Annotated in this window: 20 protein-coding genes, 1 pseudogene and 1 riboswitch; of the genes and pseudogenes, 6 read left to right on the forward strand and 15 right to left on the reverse strand. The window is 35.0% G+C overall.

Features of this window, described 5'->3' with window-relative positions:
- Positions 1 to 552: 552 nt before the first annotated feature.
- Entirely contained in the window at positions 553 to 1,410 is an 858-nt protein-coding gene (gene nudC, locus RTP52_RS13385; protein ID WP_312371966.1) for an NAD(+) diphosphatase, read from the reverse strand.
- Between the two features lie 361 nt (positions 1,411 to 1,771).
- Positions 1,772 to 4,177 carry a bifunctional diguanylate cyclase/phosphodiesterase gene (locus tag RTP52_RS13390; protein ID WP_312371967.1) on the reverse strand — a complete coding sequence of 802 codons (2,406 nt, stop codon included), beginning with the start codon at positions 4,175 to 4,177 and terminating at the stop codon, positions 1,772 to 1,774.
- Between the two features lie 203 nt (positions 4,178 to 4,380).
- A riboswitch (cyclic di-GMP riboswitch) is annotated at positions 4,381 to 4,469 on the reverse strand.
- Positions 4,470 to 4,657: 188 nt separating this feature from the next.
- Between RTP52_RS13390 and RTP52_RS13395 the strand changes: the two genes are divergently transcribed.
- From RTP52_RS13395 to RTP52_RS13410, 4 genes are all read left to right on the forward strand, one after another.
- Positions 4,658 to 5,245: an SAM-dependent methyltransferase gene (locus RTP52_RS13395; protein WP_312371969.1), complete on the forward strand. Its 588-nt coding sequence runs from the start codon at positions 4,658 to 4,660 to the stop codon at positions 5,243 to 5,245.
- A gap of 619 nt (positions 5,246 to 5,864) precedes the next feature.
- Positions 5,865 to 7,385 (forward strand): sugar ABC transporter ATP-binding protein, encoded by a 1,521-nt coding sequence (locus RTP52_RS13400; RefSeq protein ID WP_312371970.1) that lies wholly within the window; start codon positions 5,865 to 5,867, stop codon positions 7,383 to 7,385.
- Positions 7,386 to 7,397: 12 nt separating this feature from the next.
- Positions 7,398 to 8,477 (forward strand): ABC transporter permease, encoded by a 1,080-nt coding sequence (locus RTP52_RS13405; protein WP_312371971.1) that lies wholly within the window; start codon positions 7,398 to 7,400, stop codon positions 8,475 to 8,477.
- Between the two features lie 137 nt (positions 8,478 to 8,614).
- Positions 8,615 to 9,619: an ABC transporter substrate-binding protein gene (locus RTP52_RS13410; protein WP_312371972.1), complete on the forward strand. Its 1,005-nt coding sequence runs from the start codon at positions 8,615 to 8,617 to the stop codon at positions 9,617 to 9,619.
- Between the two features lie 245 nt (positions 9,620 to 9,864).
- Here the strand turns inward: RTP52_RS13410 and RTP52_RS13415 are convergent, their stop codons facing one another.
- The 8 genes from RTP52_RS13415 to RTP52_RS13450 all read right to left on the reverse strand — a co-directional run bounded on the left by RTP52_RS13415 (position 9,865) and on the right by RTP52_RS13450 (position 18,179).
- Complete coding sequence (locus RTP52_RS13415) at positions 9,865 to 10,113, reverse strand: RDAC family protein (protein ID WP_312371974.1); 249 nt, start codon at positions 10,111 to 10,113, stop codon at positions 9,865 to 9,867.
- A gap of 41 nt (positions 10,114 to 10,154) precedes the next feature.
- Positions 10,155 to 10,949 carry an ABC transporter permease gene (locus tag RTP52_RS13420; protein WP_312371975.1) on the reverse strand — a complete coding sequence of 265 codons (795 nt, stop codon included), beginning with the start codon at positions 10,947 to 10,949 and terminating at the stop codon, positions 10,155 to 10,157.
- Positions 10,933 to 11,724 carry an ABC transporter permease gene (locus tag RTP52_RS13425; RefSeq protein ID WP_312371977.1) on the reverse strand — a complete coding sequence of 264 codons (792 nt, stop codon included), beginning with the start codon at positions 11,722 to 11,724 and terminating at the stop codon, positions 10,933 to 10,935. The genes RTP52_RS13420 and RTP52_RS13425 overlap by 17 nt, the downstream gene beginning before the upstream one ends.
- Before the next feature lie 174 nt (positions 11,725 to 11,898).
- Entirely contained in the window at positions 11,899 to 12,885 is a 987-nt protein-coding gene (locus RTP52_RS13430; protein ID WP_312371978.1) for an ABC transporter ATP-binding protein, read from the reverse strand.
- 554 nt (positions 12,886 to 13,439) lie between these two features.
- Positions 13,440 to 13,937 carry a GNAT family N-acetyltransferase gene (locus tag RTP52_RS13435; protein ID WP_312105724.1) on the reverse strand — a complete coding sequence of 166 codons (498 nt, stop codon included), beginning with the start codon at positions 13,935 to 13,937 and terminating at the stop codon, positions 13,440 to 13,442.
- A complete protein-coding gene (locus RTP52_RS13440) occupies positions 13,930 to 14,862 on the reverse strand; it encodes an N-acetylglucosamine kinase (RefSeq protein ID WP_312372030.1) in 933 nt (310 codons plus the stop codon). Before RTP52_RS13440 ends, RTP52_RS13435 begins: the two co-directional genes overlap by 8 nt.
- 239 nt (positions 14,863 to 15,101) lie before the next feature.
- Entirely contained in the window at positions 15,102 to 16,655 is a 1,554-nt protein-coding gene (locus RTP52_RS13445; RefSeq protein ID WP_312371979.1) for a glycoside hydrolase family 3 protein, read from the reverse strand.
- A gap of 378 nt (positions 16,656 to 17,033) precedes the next feature.
- Positions 17,034 to 18,179: a DUF1343 domain-containing protein gene (locus RTP52_RS13450; protein ID WP_312371980.1), complete on the reverse strand. Its 1,146-nt coding sequence runs from the start codon at positions 18,177 to 18,179 to the stop codon at positions 17,034 to 17,036.
- Positions 18,180 to 18,467: 288 nt separating this feature from the next.
- Here RTP52_RS13450 and RTP52_RS13455 point away from each other — a divergent pair, with 288 nt between their 5' ends.
- Together RTP52_RS13455 and RTP52_RS13460 are read left to right on the forward strand one after the other, a co-directional pair.
- On the forward strand, positions 18,468 to 19,652 hold the full coding sequence (locus RTP52_RS13455; protein WP_312371981.1) for an anhydro-N-acetylmuramic acid kinase: 1,185 nt from the start codon (positions 18,468 to 18,470) through the stop codon (positions 19,650 to 19,652).
- A gap of 22 nt (positions 19,653 to 19,674) precedes the next feature.
- Complete coding sequence (locus RTP52_RS13460; RefSeq protein WP_312105731.1) at positions 19,675 to 20,532, forward strand: MurR/RpiR family transcriptional regulator; 858 nt, start codon at positions 19,675 to 19,677, stop codon at positions 20,530 to 20,532.
- A 1-nt stretch (position 20,533) separates the two neighbouring features.
- Here RTP52_RS13460 and murQ read toward each other — a convergent pair whose 3' ends face one another.
- The 5 genes and pseudogenes from murQ to ldh form a co-directional block, all read right to left on the reverse strand.
- Entirely contained in the window at positions 20,534 to 21,430 is an 897-nt protein-coding gene (gene murQ / locus RTP52_RS13465) for an N-acetylmuramic acid 6-phosphate etherase (protein ID WP_312105733.1), read from the reverse strand.
- A 21-nt stretch (positions 21,431 to 21,451) separates the two neighbouring features.
- Positions 21,452 to 22,321 (reverse strand): carbohydrate ABC transporter permease, encoded by an 870-nt coding sequence (locus tag RTP52_RS13470; protein ID WP_312105735.1) that lies wholly within the window; start codon positions 22,319 to 22,321, stop codon positions 21,452 to 21,454.
- A 10-nt stretch (positions 22,322 to 22,331) separates the two neighbouring features.
- Positions 22,332 to 23,288 carry an ABC transporter permease gene (locus RTP52_RS13475; protein WP_312105737.1) on the reverse strand — a complete coding sequence of 319 codons (957 nt, stop codon included), beginning with the start codon at positions 23,286 to 23,288 and terminating at the stop codon, positions 22,332 to 22,334.
- A 70-nt stretch (positions 23,289 to 23,358) separates the two neighbouring features.
- The gene (locus tag RTP52_RS13480; protein WP_312105739.1) at positions 23,359 to 24,987 is read right to left on the reverse strand and encodes an extracellular solute-binding protein; all 1,629 of its coding nucleotides are present in this window, start codon (positions 24,985 to 24,987) and stop codon (positions 23,359 to 23,361) included.
- A gap of 488 nt (positions 24,988 to 25,475) precedes the next feature.
- A pseudogene (ldh, locus tag RTP52_RS13485) lies at positions 25,476 to 25,853 on the reverse strand (L-lactate dehydrogenase); the annotation flags it as partial.

Below are 25,853 nucleotides of genomic sequence, written 5' to 3' on the forward strand. Positions count from 1 at the left end.
AAACCGACCTCCCAATCGTTAGATTTTTGGTCTAACTTTTGGGGGTCGGTTCAAATAATTACCAATGTGGTCCTTTTCAAATCAACTTTTTTATATAGCCTAGGACTATTCTAAGGAGACTTACGTCCCATCTCCCCTACAAGAAAAAGCACACTTTGCAAACTTATCCTTGTAAACAAGATGAATTAGCAAGCCAATTCCCTTGTTACATATAAAAAAGCCGACATCAATTCCTCCACATAGGTGCAACACTTTAAGCGCTTACACCTATGATGAAATGAAAACCGTCGGCTATCATAACATTTCAAAGCTGCAAGCGCTATCTATCATCGTCCCTATTTAGAATTGACATCGGACTTATCAACACAATAGATACCTTCCTTCTTTCAATCAATCATATCACAATGTATTTTTTATCCTACTATTAGATTATGATTGTTAGCAAATAATGTAACATATGATTTTCCATATGTCAACAATGAAAAAATAGTTTTGTTTCACCTATACATCAGAAATTCTATCATAGATGTTTACTTTCCAAAAGCTATTGTATCATTTCTCTGTATGAGTCCCATTACGGAAATTCTCAATTAATTCTTGTGCAATACTAATACTAATCTCGCTATAAGGAATCTCATCTCTAGAAAACCAGGTGGCTTCCGCAAGCTCATCCTCTTGCAATGTAACCTTATCATCTCCAGCTAAATCTGCATAAAAACCAATCATCATAGAATCGGAGAATGACCAAGGTTGACTTTTATAATAGCGTATATTTTTAATCTTCAAACCGACTTCTTCCATTACCTCACGTTTCACAGTCTCTTCAAATGTTTCTCCTATCTCTACAAATCCTGCTACTAAACCATACCTTTTATAATTTCCTCTTGCATATCTGGTTAATAGTAACCGATCTCCATTGGTAATTGCAACAATGATTGCTGGAGAAATCGTCGGATAAGTAACCTTACCACAAGCATCACAGATATAAGCACGCTCTGTAAGACTATGTTTCATCGCTTCTCCACATCTTCCACAGTATCGATTATTTAACCTAAATCGATAGAGCTGGCAAGCTGTAATTCCTGCAAAAGCGTAATGTTTTGGCATCAATGTACGAAATGCTTCTTGTTTTTCAAATTGATATTCTGTTGGTAGTTCTTCTAAATTATCATGTACCCAAAGAAAAAATGCCTGGTCATCTATTTGAAATAAGTACTCTGCTTCTTCATATAGCATATCGCTTAGTGTTGGCTTTAAATCAATTAATTCTTCAAACGTAGGAAAAGGGCACTCCGTATCCTTTGATAAAAGTACCTCTCCTTTCGAAAACCAAACACATATATCTTTTTCTTGTGGCTTAATATTTTTGTATTCGTTCCTTAATATATGTGGTTCGATATCATGAATCATGGGATTTCCTCCAAATAACAAATGTCAGTAATGCAATCCATTATACTCTAAACAATTCCATATGAGAAGTGTGAAAGAAAATTTTTAATTTTCTTTCACACGGATACTGAGAAGGAATGTTTTCAAAAAGAAAGTATGAAACTTTTTGCTAAGTTTCATACTTTCACTCTTCGAAAGCTATGCCATTCCGTTTTCTTGTTGTATATGTTATAAATCATATAGAACAATTAGTTAATGTAGAATAAACTAAAATTTAATAAAAGTTCTTTGAATATATATTATGTTAAGCAAACTTCTATATACTATAAATTTTTATGAGATATTAAAAAAGCAGACAAGCCTAAGCTTGCCTGCTAACTATTTATACCATATTAGGTAACCACTTTGGTTCACCCACCCAAAATCCTTGCGCATAATCAACACCTATCTCACGTAAGCAATTAAAAATAGCCTCACTCTCTACATATTCTGCTATTGTCTTCATTCCCATTAGATGAGCTATTTCATTAATAGAAGAAACCAATGCATAATCTATTTTGTTCGTATCGATGTCGTTAACAATAACTCCATCTATCTTTATATAATCAACTGGCAGATATTTTAAATAAGTAAAGGAAGACAATCCACTTCCAAAGTCATCGAGAGCGAATCTGCACCCTAACTTCTTAAGTTCTTGAATAAAATCTTTCGCTTTCACAAAATTTGAAACCGCAGAAGTTTCAGTTATCTCAAAACATACACGCTGTGGTTGCACCTGATATTGTTCAAACTGATAACAAATAAATTCAAGAAAGCCTTCTGCATTAACTGATGTTGCTGAAATATTGATGTTATATATAAAATCATTCTCTATGGAATCATTCTGCCTAGAAGCATAGTTTTTACAAAAGTTTGTTATTACCCAACGATCAATGTCCGTCAATTTATTATAACGTTGTGCTGCAGGTAGAAAAGTTCCAGGAGATACTAGCTGCCCCTGTTCATCTTTCAAACGAATCAATGCTTCATATCCGACTAAAACCGTATCGGATACTCGAACGATGTCTTGATAGACCAGAAGAAAACGATTTTCCTCAAATGCCTTTGTTATGCTTGGCATTACCTGCATTTCTTCCTCTCTAAGAGAAAATTCCTGTTCCGATTCACTAAATAGTTGTACCCGATTTCCTCCTTTTTCCTTTGAGATATAGCAAGCCTGATCTGCTGCTGATATCACCTTTGGTACCTCATATAAATCTTTGTTTATAATCACAGCACCAATACTAACACCTAAGGTAAATACTTTTTCTTCCCATATAAAACGGAATTTTTTCACTAACTCGCACAGATCTTCTGCAATTTTTAAGCCTTCCTCTTGACTTATTCCATTTAATAGCACACCAAATTCATCTCCACCAATACGTGCAAGGGTATCTTGTTCTCTAAGATTTTGTTTCATCATTAAAGAGAGATGCTTAATCAACTCATCTCCAGCATGGTGACCACACACATCATTGACTATTTTAAATTTATCCAAATCTAGAAACAAAAACATCGACATTTCCTCTGGGTAAAATAATATCATTTTCGAACACGCTTGGATTTTATTCTCAAGAGCATATCGATTACTAAGCCCAGTTAACATGTCATGATTTGCTTGATAACGTATTGATTCCTCTGATTTTTTACGCTCCGATATATCCTTTGCTATACAAACAAAATGAACTTGACCCGAGTTTTCTTCTGTCATTACTGTACTACTAATTAATACAGGAATTGCATTCTTCCCTTTCGAGTGAATAATCACCTCGTAATCACTATATTGTCTATGTGTTATGATTGTATTTTTCCAATGTTCTACCACTTGTTCTTGAATTTGAGGAAAAAATATGGAAACTGAAGATCCAATCAATTCTTCTTCTGTATATCCAAACATTTTTTTCGTTGCTTCATTCACAGTTTCGATACACAAATTAGCATCAGTAACCACCAAAGCATCGGAAATATTAGATATGATATTACTTAAATAGCTTTTAGAAACTGTACTCAATCTTATATAATCAATCATCTGATTATAGGAATCCGCCAACTTTCCTATTTCATCTTTTTGACTTATTTCAACTTCTGAGACCCCTTCCATACCATTGACCAAAATATCTTTCGTTGCTTTATGAAGCTTAATTAAAGGTTTTGTAATCCATCGATTTAATAAATAAATACTAATAGCCATAGCTATCAATAATATTACGATCGCTATAACAAACGTAGATAAAGAAAAAAACTTTACTGGTCCTTCGTAGCTTTTACTGCAATATCCAGCTACAATATAAGAATTAGTTTCACCCCTTACTGTGATAGGTAGGCTACATATGTAATATTCCTCATTATTACATTCGATCGTATCAATAACTCCATCGATAACATCCAAATTTCTTATATTGCTGACGATATTTTCTAACATCTTATCACAATTGATACCGCTATGAAACAAAATGTTCCCATCCAAATCAAAGGTAATAGCAAATTTTAAATTCTCTGTTTCTTCAAATGCTGCAATACTTTGTTCATCAAATTCATCAATCTTGGTTATATCAATACCAGCGTATAGCATACGTACAACTTGTGCGCGTAATCCCCTCGTAGTAGATAACACTTCTTTTGAAAATGCCTTCGTTAACTCATCCTTTAATAAATGATCACTAATTGCATAATTAGCAATTATGGTAATTGATAATACTACCCCCATAATTAAAATTATCTTAAATTTTATTTTTATTTTGTCTAGCATATACTTCTCCATGCAAGTCCTTTTCCATTACTAATATTTATTAACAATCAAGTCATAACAAAAGGATTCTCGTATTCTTTCCTTAGTAACGAATCCAATGGCATGGCAATATTACCTATGTATATTGAACCCCGCTTAAAGAAGCGGAGGGCTTCCCTGATGAGGTTAAAATGAAAAAATCCAGATTTTTCACCTGGATTCACTTATGCAACCTGGCAATCATTGATATTATGATATCCTTAGACCCATAGCTTTGCGTCCTAATCTTTCAATTAGTTTGCTAGAATTTAAAATTACTTATATTGATATGTTAAAATAAATCTTCCAGCATATCAACACATTTCTTGAATTATATGAATAAAATTTGATTTGCTGATTATTATACCATTATAAAAAGAGACAAACAATGGCGATATCATTGGTATTTGCTACCCACTTTCAATTTTTTTGATATAATATAGATAAAAAACGAGGTGTTTTATGGATAAATTGCTAAACATTCAAACAGAAGGTATTCAACGAGATGGGAAAGATACTTATCATTTTCATCGATATGAACCTACCCCTTATGAGGTGCTCGACCAACTCTTTCATGCCTATCCGCTAAGTAAAGACGATATTCTTGTTGATTTTGGCTGTGGAAAAGGTCGGTTGAATTTTTATATTCATCATAGGTTTCATTGTAAGACTGTCGGTGTTGAATATAATGATGATTTTTATCAGTGTGCTATAAAAAACTTAGAATCTTACAATAGCTCTAAAAAAGAAGAAATTCAATTTGAATCCATCTATGCTACCGCTTATGAGGTTGGTGAGAACGATTCGGTTTTTTATTTTTTTAATCCTTTTTCCTTTCCTATCTTTAGTAGCGTTGTTCACCACATTTTAGACTCTGTACTTAAATATCCTCGGAAGGTATCCTTAATTCTATATTATCCAGATGAGGAATATACAAATTTTTTAAATCAACAAACTCCTTTTCAACTAGAAAAAGACGTGGAAGTTTATGCTATTCATAGTAATGATACTAGGGATCGATACATGATATACTCTTACGATGCTTCATAATATAGATATAATATCCATATTAATCTTACCATATTTTAGCCCCATTTCACAAACACCATTTCACAAACAAAGAATACTTAGAGTACCTTAAACTAGCTCACTAAACAGAATATCTTAGATTTAAATCAAATACTGAATATCTTAGAGCTAAATCAATAATAAATCTGAATATCTTAAGGTAGCTATGCACTGTAATATAAATATCGCACAGCTACCTTATTAATACATCTATAATTTCTTATATTAATAAGTAATAATCTTTTTTTGTTTGTTCTTAACCTTCTTTTCCTTCACACTTTTTGCAAATCACCAAAAATAATCTGATTACCATACCTTACGTTAAAAAATAAACATTTTATTTTGCGACAATTTCGGGTATTCATTATTGTTACAGCGTTATCGTTAACATAGAATAACAATTTTATCATATTCATCACAACAATCCTATTATATTCTTGTTGAATATGTAAAAATACTACATCCATTTTTGACATAAAAAGATTTTTTTGTACATATTGTTGACAAATTTGACATTCTAACCTATAATCAGTGAGTAACGTTATCGAACACGGTAACTTTTCAAAATAACACAACTCAAAGAAAAATATGAGGTGAGAGGATGAGCGAAGAACTTTTTCGTATGGAGGGTATCAGCAAATCATTCCCCGGTGTAAAAGCATTGGATAATGTAACCTTATCTGTCAACAAAGGTGAGGTTCACGGCCTAGTTGGAGAAAATGGTGCAGGAAAATCCACATTGATGAAAATTATGACCGGTGTTTATCAAGCTGATAAAGGCGATATTTATATCGAAAATGAAAAAGTAGTGATTGATTCTGTTGCAAAAGCACACGAACTTGGAATCAGTATTATATTTCAAGAATTGACACTTTGCCGCCATTTAACAGTTGCAGATAATATCTTTATTGGGCGTCCCCCAGTAAAAGGAGGATTTATCAGTGACAAACAGATGCATCGCGAAGCGAAAAAGATTCTTGATAATCTTGGCATTAATATTAATACGCATACAATGGTATCCACTTTAAGTGTTGCGCAGCAACAAATGGTGGAAATAGCAAAAGCTATTTCTTATAATTCAAGAATTTTAGTATTGGATGAGCCTACAGCAACACTAACAGAGCGTGAAATCGAACAATTATTTGTAATTATTCGTAATCTGCAAAAAAAAGGTGTCGGAATGGTATATATTTCTCATCGTATGGATGAACTTAAGCAAATATGTGAACGTGCTACAGTTATTCGAGATGGACAATATATCGGCACAAGAAGCCTAAGCGACATTACTTTAGATGAATTGGTTAACATGATTGTTGGACGTTCCCTTGAAGACAAATTTCCAAAATACGAACGTAAGATTGGAGATGTCGCACTTGAGGTACGCAATCTTCATCGTGGAAATAAAGTAAATGTTGATCATTTTAAGGTTCATAAAGGTGAAATTCTTGGAATATCAGGACTTGTAGGAGCTGGTAGAACCGAAATCATGAGATGCATCTTCGGAGCTGATAAAGCAGATTCTATGGAATTATCTCTGGATGGTAAGCCGGTTACTATTAAATCTGTAGCTCAGGCCATTAAACATGGACTTGCTTATGCAACAGAAGACCGTAAGTACGATGGTTTAGCTCTTGACCTCGACATAGAGTACAATACCAATATGGCACATCTGCATGAACTATCAAGATTTGGGTTCATAAACGATAAAGAAGGTGCTAAAAACGCTGAAAAATATAGAAGACTTATGAATACAAAGACACCTACCTTAAGAAAACCTGCCGGTCAGCTTTCTGGCGGTAATCAGCAAAAAATTGTTTTATCCAAATGGATGTGCAATGATATTAAAGTTCTAATCGTGGATGAACCAACACGTGGAATTGACGTAGGTGCTAAATTTGAAATTTATCAAATTTTCAATAAACTAAGCGATTCTGGTGTTGCAATTATTATGATTTCTTCTGAACTTCCAGAAGTTCTTGGAATGAGCGATCGTGTTCTGGTAATTCACGAAGGAAGTATCAATGGTGAATTGGATGCTAAAAAGACCTCTCAGGAAGAGATCCTCTATCTTGCCGCAGGTTATAACAAGCTGGAAGGAAAACCAGCCCCTACAATTTCTTAAGGAGTTTTTATCATGGCTAATACTAAAACAAATGGAGTAGCCGACAAAGCTGGTAACAGCAAAGTTGGTTTTTACAGTAATCTTGGAGTATCCACTAAACGAGCAATTTCTTCATCCCTCGTACTCGTTTTATTATTTACTATATTTGCTATATTGAAGCCGGATCAGTTTTTATCCGCTAACAATATGCAGAACCTTTTACAACAGATCGTAACCTACACAATCATTGGTTGTGGTTTAACATTTTGTCTTGTCTGCGGTGGTAACGACTTATCAGCAGGCGCATCTATGGCTCTCTCTGGTATTATCGTTGTTCTAATGCTTAAGCAAGGCGTTCCTCTATGGATTGGTATTTTAGTTTGCTTAACCATGGGTGTTCTTACTGGTATCATGAACGGATTTTTTATCGAAATTCTTGGTGTTATACCTTTCGTAGCTACCCTTGGTACACAATGGGTTTACAGAGGTCTTGCCAATGCTATCGTAAATGGTGCACCAGTGTACACTACTTCTATTCCAAGTGAAGCAGTTCAAAAACAATTTTATCAACTTGGTGGTGGTCGTTTCTCATCTGGTTTATCATACAGTGTTATTATCGCACTCGTTTATGCATTAATTCTTGGTGTTGTACTTGCTAAAACAAGAATTGGTCGTCAGATTTATGCATGTGGTTCTAACTTAGAGGCAGCAAAATTGTCTGGCATTAACGTAGTAAAAACACGTATCTTTGCTTATTGTATCAGTGGTCTTTCTGCAGCTATCTGTGGTATTTTAGTTACTTCTCGTTTAAGTTCCGCTCAGCCTACCGCAGGTACTGGTTACGAGATGGAAGCGATTGCAGCTGCTGTTCTTGGTGGTATCTCCATTTCAGGTGGTGAAGGTGTTATCCTAAATACTGTTATTGGTGCTTTAATGATGGGTATTATCCGTAATGGTCTTAACCTTATAAAGGTTAACTCATTCTGGCAACAGGTTATCATCGGTTTAATTCTAGTACTTGCAGTTGCTAGACAGATGTACCGTCAACGTAAAAATGGCTCTTCCGGTTCATCTCCATTTAAGACAATAGTAAACCGTTTATTACATAAATAATCGGTAACTATAAAAAATCAGAAAGTAACTGAAAAGAAGTTACGAGCGAAAGATATCTCTTTCACTCATCTAGTTTGTATCAGCGCTGCAACCGCAAACTAGATTTTCATCTAATGTAGCGCGGAAAGAGGATGATTATGAAAAAATTATTAAGCATGATGCTTGCCCTTGTAATGGTATTCAGCCTTACAGCATGTGGAAGCACAGACAAGAGCAAAGATAGCTCTGAAGGTGAAAAAACAGTTTATGTTATCGTTAAGGTTCTTGGTAACCAGTATTGGTCTGTTGTTCAGGCTGGTGCTGAAAAAGCAGGAAAAGATCTTGGATGTAAAGTAGTTATCGTTGGTACTGCTGCTGAATCTGATATCGAAGGTCAAGTTCGTTACATTCAGGATGCTATTTCAGCAAAAGCTGATGCAATCGTAGTTGCTCCACTTGACAGAACTGCATTAAAAAATCCTATTTCAGAACAGTTTACATCAGGTACTCCTATTGTCTTAATTGACTCCAGCGTTGAAGGAGAAGATTACAGTACAGCTCTTATGACAGATAACGTTGAAGCTGGTAGAATGGCTGCAAAAGAAATGATCGCTAGATTAAAAGCTAGAGGTGTTGCAGAAGATAAAGAAGGAAGCATCGCTATCCAGGCTGGTTCTACAGGTTCTATGGCAATCAATGATCGTCTTAAGGGATTTAATGAGTACTGGGGCGAGAATGCACCAGCTGCTTGGAAAGTTTTAAATGACGATATTAAGATTAATGATGGTGATATCAGCAAGGCTGTTGCTTTCTGTCAGGACTTCTTAACTACTTACCCAGACCTAATCGGTGTATTTGGTCCTAACAATGGTTCCACTGTAGGTTTCGTAACTGGTATAACAGAAGCAAAACGTAGTGACTTAACAATGGTCGGTTTCGACTTCTCTAAGGAAATTGAGCAAATGATCCGTGGTGGTGAATATGATGTTGCTTCTATCGTTCAGCGTCAATATATGATGGGATATGACGGTGTTAAGACTGCTCTTGAGTTAGCAAATGGCGGAAAAGTAGAAAACAAAATTGTCGATACAGGCGTTTTAATTGTTGATCATACAAACGTTGATAGCGAAGATGTTCAGGGCGTAATTAACCCAGGTAAATAATTGCATAAATTAATTATTTAAATATATTACTTAAGAAGAGCACGAAAGGAGGATAACTCCTGATGTGCTCTTCTTTTCTTACTATTTCTATTACTTCTCTTCCTTACTACTCTTCTTACTAATTTCCTTACTACTTTCTCTATTTCTTTTCCTACTACTTTTCCTACTACTTTTCTTACTTCTTTTCTTACTTCTTTTCTTACTTCATTCTCACTAATTTTATAACATTCGAATGGTGTAGAATTTTACTTCGCCGCTATCCAGAAGTTCATCCTATCTTCACTAAATTCCAAGGTAAAATGCAAAGAATGAAAATACTCCTTTAATAAATCGTCTAACATCTGTCTATTTTGATCGTTCTTATCTTCGTTTAAGCACTCAATCCATAGGGATTGTTTCCCACAAGCATCTCTTAGATGTATCTGGTAAGGCAACTCTGCCTCCTTAATCTTTTGATTTAATGTAAGCACTTCTGCAATTGAGATATACTTCATTTGGCTCCCTCCATTGATCTATCTTATTTTAGTATTCTTAATTATATTCTAGCACTCATTAAATTACTAGAGGAGTATCTTTTTAATCCTTTTTCAAATACCCAAAAAGCAAGAACTGTTAAAACTACTGCAAATGCTGTAACAGCAATAAGATAAATCATTTTAAATTCTCTTAGTACTAAGATTGGTAGATAATTTACAATTCCAACTGGAATAATGGTATATAGCAAGAATCGAACGGTACCTTTAAATATTCCTTCTGGGTAGGTAGAAAAATTAATCATCGCTCCGTTTAGATTATCCGCTAGAATATCCCCTCTAACAATCAAAAAGGATGAGCTTCCTACAATAACAGCAAATACCGTCAGAGTAATTCCACCTAGCACTGTAAAATAGGTAAATAATAAAAGTCTTTGGATACTAAAATTGAATAGGATGATAACCAAATATCCATAAAGAAGATCTCCAATCGCTGAGGTACTGATACTAGAACAGCAAACGCTAAGCAAGGTATTCTTTGGCTGGACCAAAAAGGCATCTAATTTGCCATTCATGATTAAATTTGGTAGTTGAAAAGCTCCACAAAAAAAGATGCGGGATATTCCAAAAGTACTTGCTGTTAGTGCCCAAAGGGTCAAAACATCATTCATTTCATATCCTCCGATGTCTTTCTTTAACTGAAACAAAATCATCCATTGAATAATAAAGCTAGCATTATTTAAGATCATAAAGATAACATTCATTAGAAAACTGGCACGATTAATCATTTCCCTCATCACATTATATTTTACAGATAACCATACTATTTTTAATTCTTTCTTAGCCACCGTTAACATTTAATCGCTTCACCCCTCTCTGATATAATAGAGCTAATATCGAAACAACAATTACTATATAGATAATCTGTGCAAAAACTACCTGAAGAAACATCTCCATACTAAAATCAATAATTAACTTAGCTGGACCGTAAGTAATTACAAAAATCGGAGAGCACTTAATTATCGGTTGAAGCCAGATAGGAAACATCTCTACAGGAAACAATGTTCCGATAACTAAAATCAATTTATCATACATCCAATGGATTGGTTTTGCATCTTCTATCCAAAAGGAACTGATGCTGATTGCAATACGGATCAGAGCATTCACAAATAAGCCCAGTATAAACGTAATTGCAATGAAAGGAAGATATTGAAATTGAAAGCTTGATAATCTGCCTGCAAATAATAGCCCCATTAAAATACCAATCACTAAATATGAGAACAGTTTTATCGTTACATCACCAAAATGTTTTGCAATTGTATAATAAAGATAGTTGTATGGTTTGTTTAGACCATAGGCGATCGAACCACTTTTAATGTCACTACTAATTTGGTTTGTCAGTAATCCATTTCGATTACCAAACCACATGATTTCTGTAAGTATGACATACCAGATCATCTGTGTCATCGAGTAGCCATTGATAATGTTTGACGGATCCGAATAAATGTATTGCCAAAGATTTAAAAATATAAATATAACAAGAAAGAAAGATATAAATCCCAAAAAGATATTAACTATATATTGTAAGGCTTCCATTACGGTTGTTTTATAAATAAATAGATATTTTCTCATTTTACCTCGATTCTGACGCTCCGCGCCTTCTCTTGAATGAAACATTATGGGTATTCAAACATAATTCTTTTATTTTTAAATCTATCAATCACTATTGATTACAATGAATAATGCGATCCTACTATAAATAGAAGGAGAAAAAATTATATAACACTACTCAAAAGTCTTATTAAATCAGCTTTTTTCTTTATATATCTGAGTAATAATGTTCTCTAGTGGTATATTGGAGATTGTAATGTCCATCAAGTTATCTGTATCAAGCCACTTTAAAACTTCCTGAATGGTTATAACCTTCGTATCTACTTCAAGCTTTAAATTCACACCCTTACTTTTCAGTACTCTAACCCCTTCCATTCTTGGAAGCGTTATCTCATCCTTCATCTTTATCTCAATTATTTTCTTATCAAGATAATGGTACTTTACCTTCTCCATCGAATCATCGAGAACAATCTTCCCATGATTTACTATAATAATTCTCTTGCATAATTTCTCTATATCACCAATATCATGACTGGTTAGAAAAACTGTCATACCATATTCTTTGTTCATCTTCTTAATCAATGTACGGATATTTTCCTTTACCACTGGATCAAGCCCAATTGTTGGCTCATCTAAGAATAATATCTTGGGCTTATGTATCAGGGATGCTACTATCTCACATCGTATCCGCTGTCCAAGGGATAAATTTCTTACCGGAGTATTGATAAACTCACTTAGTTCAAATGTACTTTTTAATTCCTCTATGCGGTTTTCTACTTCCTCCTCTGCGATATCATACACTGCTCCAAAGAACTTGAAATTATCATATGGAGTCAAATGTGTCCATAACTGCTCCTTTTGCCCAAATACGGTACCAATCTTATAAGCAAGTTGTTTTCTTTTTTTGCATGGATTGATATCTTCCACCAAAGCTTCACCGGCACTTGGATAAAGAATTCCGGTTAACATTTTAATTGTAGTACTTTTTCCAGCGCCATTTGGTCCAATGAATGCTATAATCTCACCTTCTGCTATATTAAAATTAATATCCTCCACCGCTTTTATTTCTTTATAGCTAGGCTTTATGATGGAGAGAAGGCTCCCCCTAAGCCCTTTACTTTTTTCTTTTACGCGAAATGTTTTGGATAAGTTCCTTGCTAGAATTATCATTTTCTGTTCCATATATTCTCCTCCCTAGTTAGCCAGATCATAAAGAAAAGTAATAAAAAACCACTATCTCTAACGTTTCAGAATAAAATAATCCTGTTACGTTTCTAATAGCGGTTTTAAACTACAACTATATCGTATTGTATCGTCTTAACCGCATAGTCTCAAAAGACATCTCTTTGTGACTATGCAAAATAGCCACAGTTAATGTCTTTGTTCTAAAATATCGACGGAAATGACGTATACAAAATTTCTCATGTTTATCTGACTCCTTAAGATAATTTCTGTCTAGATTAGCACTTTATTACTAAGATGTCAACCATTATTTTCATTAGCTACTATTATTTTCAAAATAAATTAACTACCACTATAAATTCTCTCAACTCTTAATCTTTTCATAAAGAACACCTTATCATATAAGTAAACTTTACCTACCCTAAAATCATATAGCCGATGGTTTTATGTGCCTAGATACAATCAGGCTAAAAAAAGATACACTCCTGTATCTTTTTTAGCCTGATTACCTTACTATAACTATGTGTTGTAATAGTCTCCTATATTATGAACATTTACTGTAACTCTCTTCTCTCAATTCCTGTTAAATAATGTTCATATGTATTGTGAGTTTTTGAACTTTCTATTAGTACTGCATTAACACACTTTTCATAAAACTTTGCAGGTCCAATACCTCCAATAATGGCGTAATTATATCCTTCATCCTTTAAAGCATGTAAGGAACGTAATAATAATGCCTTTCCAATTCCCTGACCCTGACACTCTTCTAACACTTTCGTTGGACCAAAGAAGTCCGGAGCGGTTGCATTATAGCAAGCATAACCAAGTATCTTACTACCTTTTGCAGCAATAAAACAGGAAATGGGCTGATTTGAAAAACACTTGTCACATTCTCCCACAGCGTTGATACTAGAGTGCTCCTTTACCCATTCAATAATTCGAAACTTATCCGGTGCTAATGCTCGAAATATTTCTATTCCTTCTGCCTTTAATCTTTCGATATCCTTATGATAATCCTCCATATCCAATAAATTCACTAACATATCAGCCATGACAACTACCTCCTTTGTACTCTTTTAAATAATGGTGTCGTGCGATGATTGCCGCTCCTGTTGCACTATCATACATTGGTTCAACTATCTTTAAATCTGGTAATTCATTAGCCAATCTCTCAACCACCATATTTTTAATTGGTTCATAATGAGTTAGTATTCCACCCAGTAATGCTATCTTCCCTTCCTTAAGAGTTAACTTCTTAGCAACTGGTAATACCAGTTTTACCAGTTCATTGGAAGCTTTCTCACAGATAGCTTTCGCACAAGGATCATTCATTTTCAGCGCTTTTATAATTATAGGAGAAAGTGATGCAATACATGCTTTATTCCAGTTTGACTGATAAGCGTATTGAATAATTTCTTCCACGGATTGAACTCCTAATGCTTCATAAACCAAATCCAACAAGTTACTATTTTTAACACGTTGATCATAGATTTGCACCGCTGCAGATAGAATATCTCTTCCTATTGCATAACCACTGCCTTCATCGTCGATCAAGTGTCCATATCCACCGGTTCTTATTTTTAGTCCATTTTGATTCATTCCAAAACAGATGGAACCAGTCCCGCTTATAAGAATGATACCTTCAGGTTTTCCGAATGCTCCATACAGTGCGGCTTCATGATCACCAACTATGCTAATCTCACATTGAATACCACTTTGCTCTAAGCTAGAAGTGAGAAATGAGGCTGCTTCTTTGTTACTAATCCCTGCTGCTGAAATAAATATTCCTTTACAATCGGATAATTCCTCAGATAGGTTTTGTAACTTCGCAATTAAGGTATTGATGGTTTTTCTAATTTCTTCTTTTGGATTACTGTTATAATTAAGAGAACCAGCTTTCGCACACAGAACGGTATTCCCATCCATATCCAATACTTTCATTAATGTTTTAGTACCACCGCCGTCCCATCCTACCACATATTCCAATTTCCTGCCCCCTCCCTCAATTAATTATTTTACTATTATTTTGCATACTGCTTTCTATTTCATTCATATGGATAAGCTATAAATCTATAGATACTAAAAATTCTTTTTCTATATCTCTTAACTCTTTGTAGTAACTCTTTGCAGTACTCTTTGTAGTACTCTTTGTAGTACTCTTTGCAGTACTCTTTGTAGTACTCTATGTAGTACTCTTTTTCTTAAATCCTAGTTGCTCACATCTTTACAGGTAATTTTCCACCCAGTTCATATGGTTGTTTCATATATTCTGCCAATGCTTCTACACTTTTCATGGTATACTCATAGGCCGCAATACCATACACATTAGCTGGCAAATCTTTTAAATCGTATGGATTTCTAAGTGCAAAAACAATGACGTTTACATTAGATTCTGCCGCAAGTTCAATGAGTTTCAGCTGTTCTTTATATAAATGAGCATTATACGATGCGATGACAACAGTACTTGCTTCTTTCATTGGTTGAATTAACGCTTCCATCTCTTCCTCTGTCGGTTGTGGTGAGGTTAAAATACCATTTCCATGAAAATACTTTGCCATATAATTTGCAAAATGAAAAGCTCCTTCTTCTGAGTTAGATACATTGGTAGCCCTAAATGGCGTACATCCAAAAAATAGGGAATTATGATCAACTACCGGTAGTTTACTGCTAGGCATTTGAATTGGGGTAAAACTCTTTTTAAGAAGCTCTTTTGAAAATTCAATTCCAGCCTTTACATCAAATTCATTTGTATCATGCTTTCCGTTCTCATTGCATAAATATTTATCTTTATAGTACATGATTTTATGAATGGATGCATCCATATCATCCATGGATAATTCGCCCTTTTCATACATACTTGTTAATACATCAGAGGCTTCCCTTGCAACACTCATGGTATGCGATACAAAGATTAAATCAACACCAGCTTCAATCGCATGCTTGATTCCTTCAATCGAACCATAATATTTCTTAATCGCACTCATTTCCATACAATCACTAATAACTAACCCTTTAAATCCAAGCGTCTCTTTTAAGAGTCCTGTGATAATCTTTTTTGACATCGTTGCTGGAAGACTTTCTTCTAAGGCTGGAAAAATGATATGGGATGACATGATTGCTGGTATTCCTGCATCAATCAGTGCTTTAAATGAAACTAATTCGCACTGCTTCATTTCCTCTAAAGACTTATGTACTTGCGGTAATCCAAGATGAGAATCTACATTGGTATCTCCATGTCCTGGAAAATGCTTCGCCGAAGCTAAAACCCCTCCATCTGTAAGCCCCTTCATCATAGCTACGCAGTATTTTGCAACCTGTTCCGGTTCATCACCATAACTTCTCACCCCAATTACTGGATTATCCATATTAGAATTGATATCTGCTACTGGTGCTAGATCAAAGTTAAACCCTAAGGTTCTCAATTGTTGACCGGTAACCTTTCCTGCCAGATAAGCATTATTTTCATCCTTAGTTGCAGCAATTGCCATTGCACCAGGAATGTTAACACTATCCTCTGATAGTCTTGTTACCATACCACCCTCTTGGTCTATTGTTATAAATGCTCTATGTCCGGTATATTTTTTCGTAAGTTGCTGTAATCCTTCACATAGATTACTTAACTGAGTTGCATTTACAATATTTTCTTTAAACAAAATGAAATTTCCGATCTTATAGGTGCGAATAAAATCCTCTAATTCGCTATCAATTGTGGTACCAGGAAATCCTGCTACAATTCGTTGACCAACTTTTTCTCTTATTGATAAGTCCATAATTCTCCTCCAATTCCACACTATTCTATGCTTAAAGGCTAGCATGTTCCGAACAGACCCTAATCACGCCAAACCGAAATGAATTCGACTTCCATCAGTCCTTATTATCTAAGCAAAAATAGCATACGTTTTTATCAATCTGGTGATTATTCATTATTTAATTCAATGTATCATAAAAACTATTTAACCTCTTTAGGGAAGTCCTCCGCTTCATTAAGCGGGGGGAAGGACTTCCCTGTTTCAACAGGAGTTCAATTCCTGCTGAAATGCCACGTAGTGGCAATGAGGAAGAACTGGTAGCGTAAGCGGATTGCGAATATCCACTTTGACTATTCTATAGTTTCAGCCTACTGATAATTCTTTTCTATCCTAACTTCTCTACTGATAAAGATGATACTTTTCTTTTCTATTCTTAAACATCTCTAGTTGTACTTGATTTTTCTCTAAGATTTCTATACTACTCCAATTTTCCTTTTCAAAAATGTTACTACCCGCAAGTAGACTTATAAAAGGTTTTTTCCCCTCAGAAACTGGTTCTATGAAAGAAAACTTCTCAGGGAACAGGTTTTTTATCGCCTCTAATACCACAAGACCTGTTTTATAGCTTTCGTAACTATGATAATCCGTAATGTGTATATGAATTCCTTGGCAGAACTCCCCTTTGTGTTTTGAACTAGTTGGGGTAAAATAAGCTGGTGTAAATGCAACACCTGGTAAGTTCTTGGTTCTTAAATATGTGAGTAAACGTTTTGAATCAATATATGGTGCGCCAATGATCTCAAACGGACAAGAAGTCCCTCTACCTTCTGAAACATTGGTTCCTTCAAACAGACAAGTTCCGGTATATAATAGAGCTGTATCAAATCTTGGTATACCTAGACTTGGCATAATAAAGGTCTGCCCTAGCTCCGGAAATAGTGCGCTTCTTTTTAACCCAGAGCATGGAATAATGGTAAGGTTACAGCCAAGATTTTCTTCCTCATTTACCATGTTAGCAAGCTCACCAATCGTTAATCCATAGCGAGTTGCAATCGGATATGCTCCAATAAAGCTTTTATATTCCGGCTCCAGTACATTTCCATCTATTGTTTCTCCGCCAAGTGGATTCGGTCGATCTAAAATAATTAATTCTTTCCCGAATTTCGCACAGTCCTCTATCGCATAAATCATCGTTGAAATAAATGTATAATAACGAACTCCGAGATCTTGAATATCATAAACTATGGCATCCACATTTTCTAACATCTCTTTCGTAAATCGTTTGGAGTCCTCTCGGTATAAACTATAAACAGGTAATCCTGTTTCTTCATCCGTATAAGTTGCTACCGTCTGTCCGGCATCCTTATCCCCTCTAACCCCATGCTCTGGTGCAAACAAAGCAGTTATGTGGTACCTTTCATGTAGAATATCTATAGTTGAATTTAAATTATTATCGACTCCAGATATGGAAGTAATCAACCCTAAACGCTTATTTTTAAAGGTTGCATCATAAGACTTTAGATTATCTATCCCTTTTAAAATCATAATATATTGACAACTCCTTTATTTTATAGTTAAATAGTTACATAATATTCATCATATGATGTAATTAAATTACATGACATTTTTTTATATTTTGTATTATATTTAGTAATCACCAAACAATCGAAATACAGATCAACGATTAATAATCGCAAAACAATACAGATCAATATTTAATCAACAATACAAATCAATAATTTTTCAATAATCCAAAACAATAATTTTTCAATAATTCAAATCAATAATTTTTCAATAATCCAAAACAATACATATATGGAGGAACGTGCAATTATGGACAAGCTGATACAATTAACAAGTAAACAACAAAGATTAGCCATTGGTTTAATGAGTGGAACATGTACGGATGGCATTGATGCCGCTCTCGTACAAATAAGCGGATCTGGAATTCATACAAAAGTTCAGTTAATTGACTTCATTACAATCCCATATGAGAATGAATTACGCGGGGCTTTGTTACAGATTGCCTCTGGTAACTTTGGTGGTAGTTATGAAATCAGTAAAATGAACTTTCTCCTTGGTAAGTTATCAGCAAACGCATGCTTATCCGTATGTAAAAAGGCAAATATTTTACCTTCTATGATCGATTTTATAGGTAGTCATGGCCATACGATTTATCACCAACCAATAGAAGAAGAATACTTTGGTCAGAAAATCACCTCTACCTTACAGATTGGAGAAGCTGCAGTAATTAGTGAAACCATGAAGTGTCCAGTCATTGCTGACTTTCGCGTTCGCGATATGGCTGCAGGGGGATTAGGAGCTCCATTGGTTCCTTACTCTGAATTCTTACTCTACAGTGAGGCTGGCCAGAACATCGCCTTACAAAATATCGGAGGCATTGGTAACATAACCTTCTTACCAGCTAGTGGTGATATGGAACACACCCTTGCTTTTGATACTGGCCCTGGCAATATGATTATTGACTCCTTAGTATCTATTTTCACAAACATGCAGCAAACCTACGACGATGGAGGTAACATTGCTGCAAGTGGTACCGTTCATGATGAACTACTTGATTGGTTATTAAAAGACCCTTATGTTTATGCGAAACCTCCAAAAACAACTGGAAGAGAATATTATGGTGTTTCGTTTGTCGATAAACTTTGTCAAAAGGCAGCCTCTTATCATTTATCCTTTCCAGATATCATAGCAACAGCAACGATGTTTACCGCAAAAGCAATTGAGATCAATGTATTACAGAACCTCCCTAAGCTTCCTAGCAAATTAATCGTAGGCGGTGGTGGTAGTCAAAATAATACTCTTATGAAATTCATTGCCGAAAGTCTACCAATGTGTAAGGTAATGACCAATGAAGACATCGGATTTGACAGCAATGCAAAGGAAGCTGTAGCTTTTGCCATCTTAGCGAATGAAACAATCTTTGGTAACACCAATAATGTTCCCTCCGCAACTGGCGCCAGTCATGCGGTCGTCATGGGTAAAATAACAATATAAAGCATCAGAATGGAGGATTTATATGACTAATATTGAAATCAAAACCAGGAGTATCATGGATTCCCTAAATAATTCTGAGAGAAAAGTAGCTACCTACTTTTTAAATAATATCGAGAATATTTTCTCTATTCCAATTGCACGCCTTGCAGAAGAATCCGGAGTTAGCCAGGTAACCTGGATTCGTTTTTGTAAGGCAATTGGATTTGATGGTTTAAAAGACTTAAAAAAGAGTCTCTTTATGGAATTAAACAGCTCCACGTCGGAAATTAGTGATACTTCCGACTTCTCCGATATAAAAAAACACAGTACACTGGAACAAATGTGTAACACCATTCGTAACACAACACTTCAAGCAGTCGAAGATACCATCAAGTTAATTGATTATGATACTCTAAAAAAAGTTGTCTCCATATTATCAAAAGCTTCCTGTATTAAATTATTTGGTGTTGGTGCATCTGCTTTAGTAGCCGATGATTTTTGTAAAAAATTACTTCGTATAAATAAAAATGCAAATTTTAGCTATGACATGCATACGCAGCTTGTTTATGGTGCAAATGCACGCCCTGAAGATGTAGCGGTTATCTTTTCTTATTCCGGAACAACCAAGGAGATGCTTGAAATTATGGACTTAGCGAAAAAATCTAATTGCCCTACCATAGCAATCACTCGGTATACCAAGAGTCCTCTGGTCGCTAGTGCAGACTACTCTGTTTATATTTCTGCTCCTGAAATTAATTATCGAAGCGGTGCTATGAGTAGTCGTATCGCACAGTTAACCATAGTAGACTTACTCTTTACCAGCCTTGCCAATAAGAATTATCCCTCTGTTGAAAAGTATCTGGAAAAGAGTTCTGAAGTCTGCCGCAGCCACAGGGTCTAATTTATAAAGATATTATATTGGATATATGTCCTCTTGCTTTGTTGATTGCTTCTTCTGCTTTAGCTGCAGTTAAATTGCATTTTAGCATTACAATTGCAGTTTTAGCAGAAAAATCACAAGCTTCTAAAGTTTGTCTGACAGTAAAATCATCTGCCTCCGTTATAGTCCTAACGATCATTACCGCTCGTTCTACTAACTTTTCATTCGTAGCCTTTAAATCCACCATTAAGTTCCCATAAACTTTTCCAAGCTTAATCATAACCGAGGTACTAAGCATATTTAGAACCATCTTTTGAGCTGTACCGCTCTTTAATCTAGTTGAGCCAGTGATTACTTCAGGACCAGTCTGAAGAGTAATCGATACATCCGTAAGCGAGTTTAACGTTGAGTTCGTACAGCAAGTTAAGCTTATGGTCTTCGCTCCAATACTTTTTGCATAAGATACAGCCCCAACTACATACGGAGTTCTTCCACTTGCTGCTATACCAACCAAAATATCTTTCTCTGAAAATCCAATTGCTTTTAAATCCTCTGCCCCTAATTCTTGATTGTCTTCCGCACCCTCTACCGCTTTCACAAATGCCATCATACCACCCGCAATTAATGCTTGAACTAATTCTGGATCAGTTCCAAAGGTAGGAGGACATTCCACTGCATCTAGGATTCCAAGTCGACCAGAAGTTCCACAACCAGAGTAAATCAAACGTCCTCCAGCTGCCATCTTTTCATAAGTTATGTCGACTGCTTTTTGGATATTTTCTAACTCATTTTCCACTGCATAAGCTACTTTTTTATCTTCATCATTCATTAGTTTTAGGACTTCCAATGTAGAAAGAATGTCGATATTTTTTGTACGTTCATTTTTTTGCTCGGTATCTAAAATATTTAATTCAACCATAGTCTTTACCTCTCTATTTCATCAGCCCTTAACGGAACCAACAGTAAGTCCTTTCACAAAATACTTCTGTAAAAATGGATATAAAATAATAATTGGTAACGTGGAGGTTATAATTACTGCTGACTTAATGGATATTGCAATTGTTGCTTTATCCGCAGAACCGGCAGCATCTCCAACCATTGTGGTTCCATTTACAATGTTTCTTAAAAATAGCATAACTGGGTACTGTTTTGTATCTAAGTAAATTAAACCATTAAACCAGTCATTCCAGAAAAATACTGCGGTATACAGCCCAACCGTAGCCAATGCTGCTTTTGAAAGCGGAACAATGATTTTACTTAATACCCCAAAATAACTCAAACCATCAATTAGTGCAGCTTCTTCGATTTCTGTCGGAAGTGATTTAAAGAAATTAATTAATATGATTAAATTAAATTGGCTGATAGCAAATGGTAGTAACATTGCAAATCTTGTTCCTGTTAACCCTAAACTGGATATCAGTAAATAATTCGGAATCAATCCTCCAGAGAAAAACATGGAGAATACAACGATTTTCATTGCTATTTTTTGACCCCAAAGATTTGGTTTTGACAATGGGTAAGCAAAAAGTGTTGTCATAATTAGGGATATTAAAGTTCCAACCCCTGTGTAAAAAATTGTATTCCCATAAGCCCTAAAGAAATTTGGATATGTAAATATTTGCTGATAAGCTTTAAAATTAATCCCGATAGGGATAAGGGAAACTTTATTATTTACGATTGCCTTTGGATCAGAAAGTGATACCGCAAGCATATAGATAAATGGCACTAAGCATGCTAAGAGCACAAAAATCATGATGATGTAGATAATTGCGTCGAATATGATATTGCCTTTTGTACGATATTTTTTCACAAGGCACCTCCTAATAGATTCCATCTCCGGTAAACTTCTTACTTAAGGTATTGGAAGTAGAAACTAAAACAACTCCAATAATTCCACTAAACAATCCTATCGCTGTCGCATAGGAATAATTCTGATTGGAAAGACCTGTACGATATACTAAGGTATCAATAATATCACTGACACTAGAATTCGAAGGAGTATACATTAATAACACCTTTTCAAACCCAAGACTTAGCATACGTCCAACATTTAAGATAAGCATTACCATGATGGTAGGTAAAATGGAAGGAATCGTTACATGTATAATCTGCTTTAAACGGTTTGCTCCATCAATCTGAGCTGCTTCAAACAAGTCAGCACTAATTCCAGTAATCGCTGCTAAGTAAATGATTGCAGTCCATCCAGTAAATTGCCAAGTATCCGTAAGTACATAAAGCCACCTAAAATACTGTGGTTCATTCATAAAATAAATTGGTTCCATTCCAAACACATTCTGTAAAAACAGATTTAATAGTCCGGAACTAGGAGAAAGTAATTCTCCCAAGATTGCGAAAACAACAACTGTTGATATGAATCTAGGCATATAGGAAACAGTCTGTACAACTTTCTTAAACCTTACATGTCTCACTTCATTTAAAAGAATAGCAAAAATAATCGGAATCGGAAAATTAATAATCAGGTTCATAAACGATATTATAAATGTATTACGAAAAGCTCTCCAAAAAGCGGGATCCTTCATAAATCTTTCAAAATATTTAAATCCAACCCAGCTAACCCCATAAGGTCCCTTACCAGGACTATAACGACGGAATGCCAGAATATTACCGAACATCGGTACATACTTGAATACGATAAAATATACGATCGGCAAAGCCATCATCGCATAAAGCTGCCAGTAACGACGAAAATGTCTTTGTTTACTGCCTCTTAGCTTAGGTACTTGCACTTGCTCGCTTTTCTTTTTCTCTAAGGACATATTAAACCTCCCATACTTTTTATAAAAGGCTACCCTTAAGTTTAAAGGGTAGCCTCAGTATTATGAAAGCTTAGTTAAGATTATCATTATAAATCTTACAGAATTCGTCAATTTTTAATGTTTTCATCTCATTTACATAAGCATCCCAATCATTTGCTACACTCTTCTTACCAGTTATAAATGCGTCTGTCCATACACTGAAGGTATCAAATAATGGAGTTTGCAAAACGCCCGCATCTTCTGCTTTCATATCATCAAATAATGGTGTTGGAGGTACCTGTTGAATAACATCTCCCATAGCAGCAACTTCTTTATTGATACGTGCATAATTCTCATCATATTTTGTCATTTCACGTTCATTAACCCATACTAATTGGGTAACATCAGAACCACAGCCGTATTTTACTTGGAGAGTCTTGTAAACACCTTCTGCTGAATTTACTAATTCATCAGAGTATTTGATTTTTCCATTTTCTTCTGTATATGTAACGCCTTCTACTCCTAAGCACCATAACTTAGCACCTTCTTCGGAGAAGAATACTTCATCAATTGTTCTAACAACTCTTTCAAAGTCTTTTCTTTGTGCAGTAGCTGCTGGGAACATAATACCGGAACCAGTACGGTTCTTTTGCTGATGATGAGCACCAGCAGGTCCTTCTAATGATGGGTACATCTGTAATTTAAAGCCTGCTATTTCAGAAGAAGCAGTTACGCCACCAATCTGATCATAGTATGCATAGGTAGCCATAGCTTTTCCGCTTGCCATCTTTTGAGACCATTTATCTCCATCAATTGGATCTGCCATTTCAGGATCAAGTAAACCTTCTGCGTAAAGTTTTGCAAGGTAGCTAATATATTGTTTATAGCCATCACTGATAGCTCCTTCAAAATATTCACCCTTTTCATAATCCCAACTTAAGGTATTACTTCCACCAGCACCGTTCTTACCTAAACTAACGCCAAAGGATGGCATTGTCATACGGTATAATACACGAGGACCAGCTAAGATAGTTAAAGGATAAGAATCAGGATTCTTTGCTTTGTATGCCTTTAAGATATTATATAAATCATCAAATGTCTTAGGTACAGCCAATCCTTCTGCCTCTAAGAAATCCTCTCTTAAAATAAGTCCACCATCATAGAAAGGAACGTCAAATAAGCCAGGCATATAATAACGTTTTCCGTCTGCTAGATTCAATAAGTTCATAGCGCCAGTTAAACCAAACTCTTCTACACGAGCATTAAAGTTAGGTGTATAATCAGAATAATCGCTGATTGGTACTAGAGCACCATTTAGAGCTAGAGACGCATTCTCTCCCTGTGTTGACTGATAAAGAATGACATCTGGAGCGTTATTTCCTGTATTTAACGTTAAGGAAACTTTCGTTTGATAATCTGCAATTGGAATTACTTCGAAATCGAAATCAACATTAAATCTCTTCTCAGCTTCCTTTACTACAAGCCAATCTTCTTTAAATGGTAAGGTTGCATTATCAGAGTAAAAAATCTTGATTTTAACAGGTTCTTGTTTTTCAGGTTCTTTGGTTGGTTCTTGTTTTTCAGGTTCTTTTGCACCGCTTGTTGCTTCATTTACGGGATCTTTTGTTCCTGTTTCAGTTGATCCATTTTTCTTACCACATGCTGCAAGCGAACTTACCACCATGGTCAGAATCAACAGTAATGTTACCATCTTTTTCATAGTAAAATCCTCCTCCAAATTTTTAATACCATCGTTGTTCAGAAATGAAAAGTGGGAAAATTCCTTTTATTTTCACACTACCTTCCTGAATTATGATAATAAGATACATAAATTAGATCGTTCCCATGTGAAGCTTTAGAATTTCTTAGGCGGCGTCTTTTGGCGCCTTAGAAATTCACTTCACACTTACACCCCATAAGTGTATTAGGAACTGAAATAATATTCTTTCATTTTATTCCGCATATCATGAATTTATGTTTCATATTATTTATTTTTTTATGTATCTTTATTTCATACTTGTATAGTAACACTAACTTTGGAAATAGTCAATAACTTATTGCAAAATAGTTATTAAATTTATTATTTAATAAACAAAACTGTACTAAATGCACAAAAATAGCAAGCTAGTAATTTTAACCTGGCTTGCTATGGTAATATCTTAATTTAGAACAGATTCACAATAATTCGAGTGATATTTCCTATTACCTTTATAAAGATAACGCCTTTTTATCTCTATCTTTTAGATTTTCGATAGCTCCCCGCACAACACGAACAGAGGCTTGGAATCGATCTAACTCTGCTTCTGTCATATTAACTTCAACTACATCCTTCACTCCGAAACGATTTAGAATGCATGGTACCCCTGCATATACATGAAACTCTCCATATTCCCCCTCCAATAAGGTGGAGACAGGAAGGATGGAATTCTCATCATAAAGTATTGCTTTTATAATCCCCACAGCTGCTGACGCTATTCCATAACAGGTAGTACCTTTCACTGACAAAATATCAAATCCTACCCTGATAACTTTATATAAGATTTCATTAAAGTCGATACCAGAAAACTCTTTGTTATCTCGTATGAT

It is taken from the genome of Lachnoclostridium sp., from assembly GCF_031997925.1.
GTDB lineage: Bacteria > Bacillota > Clostridia > Lachnospirales > Lachnospiraceae > Lachnoclostridium.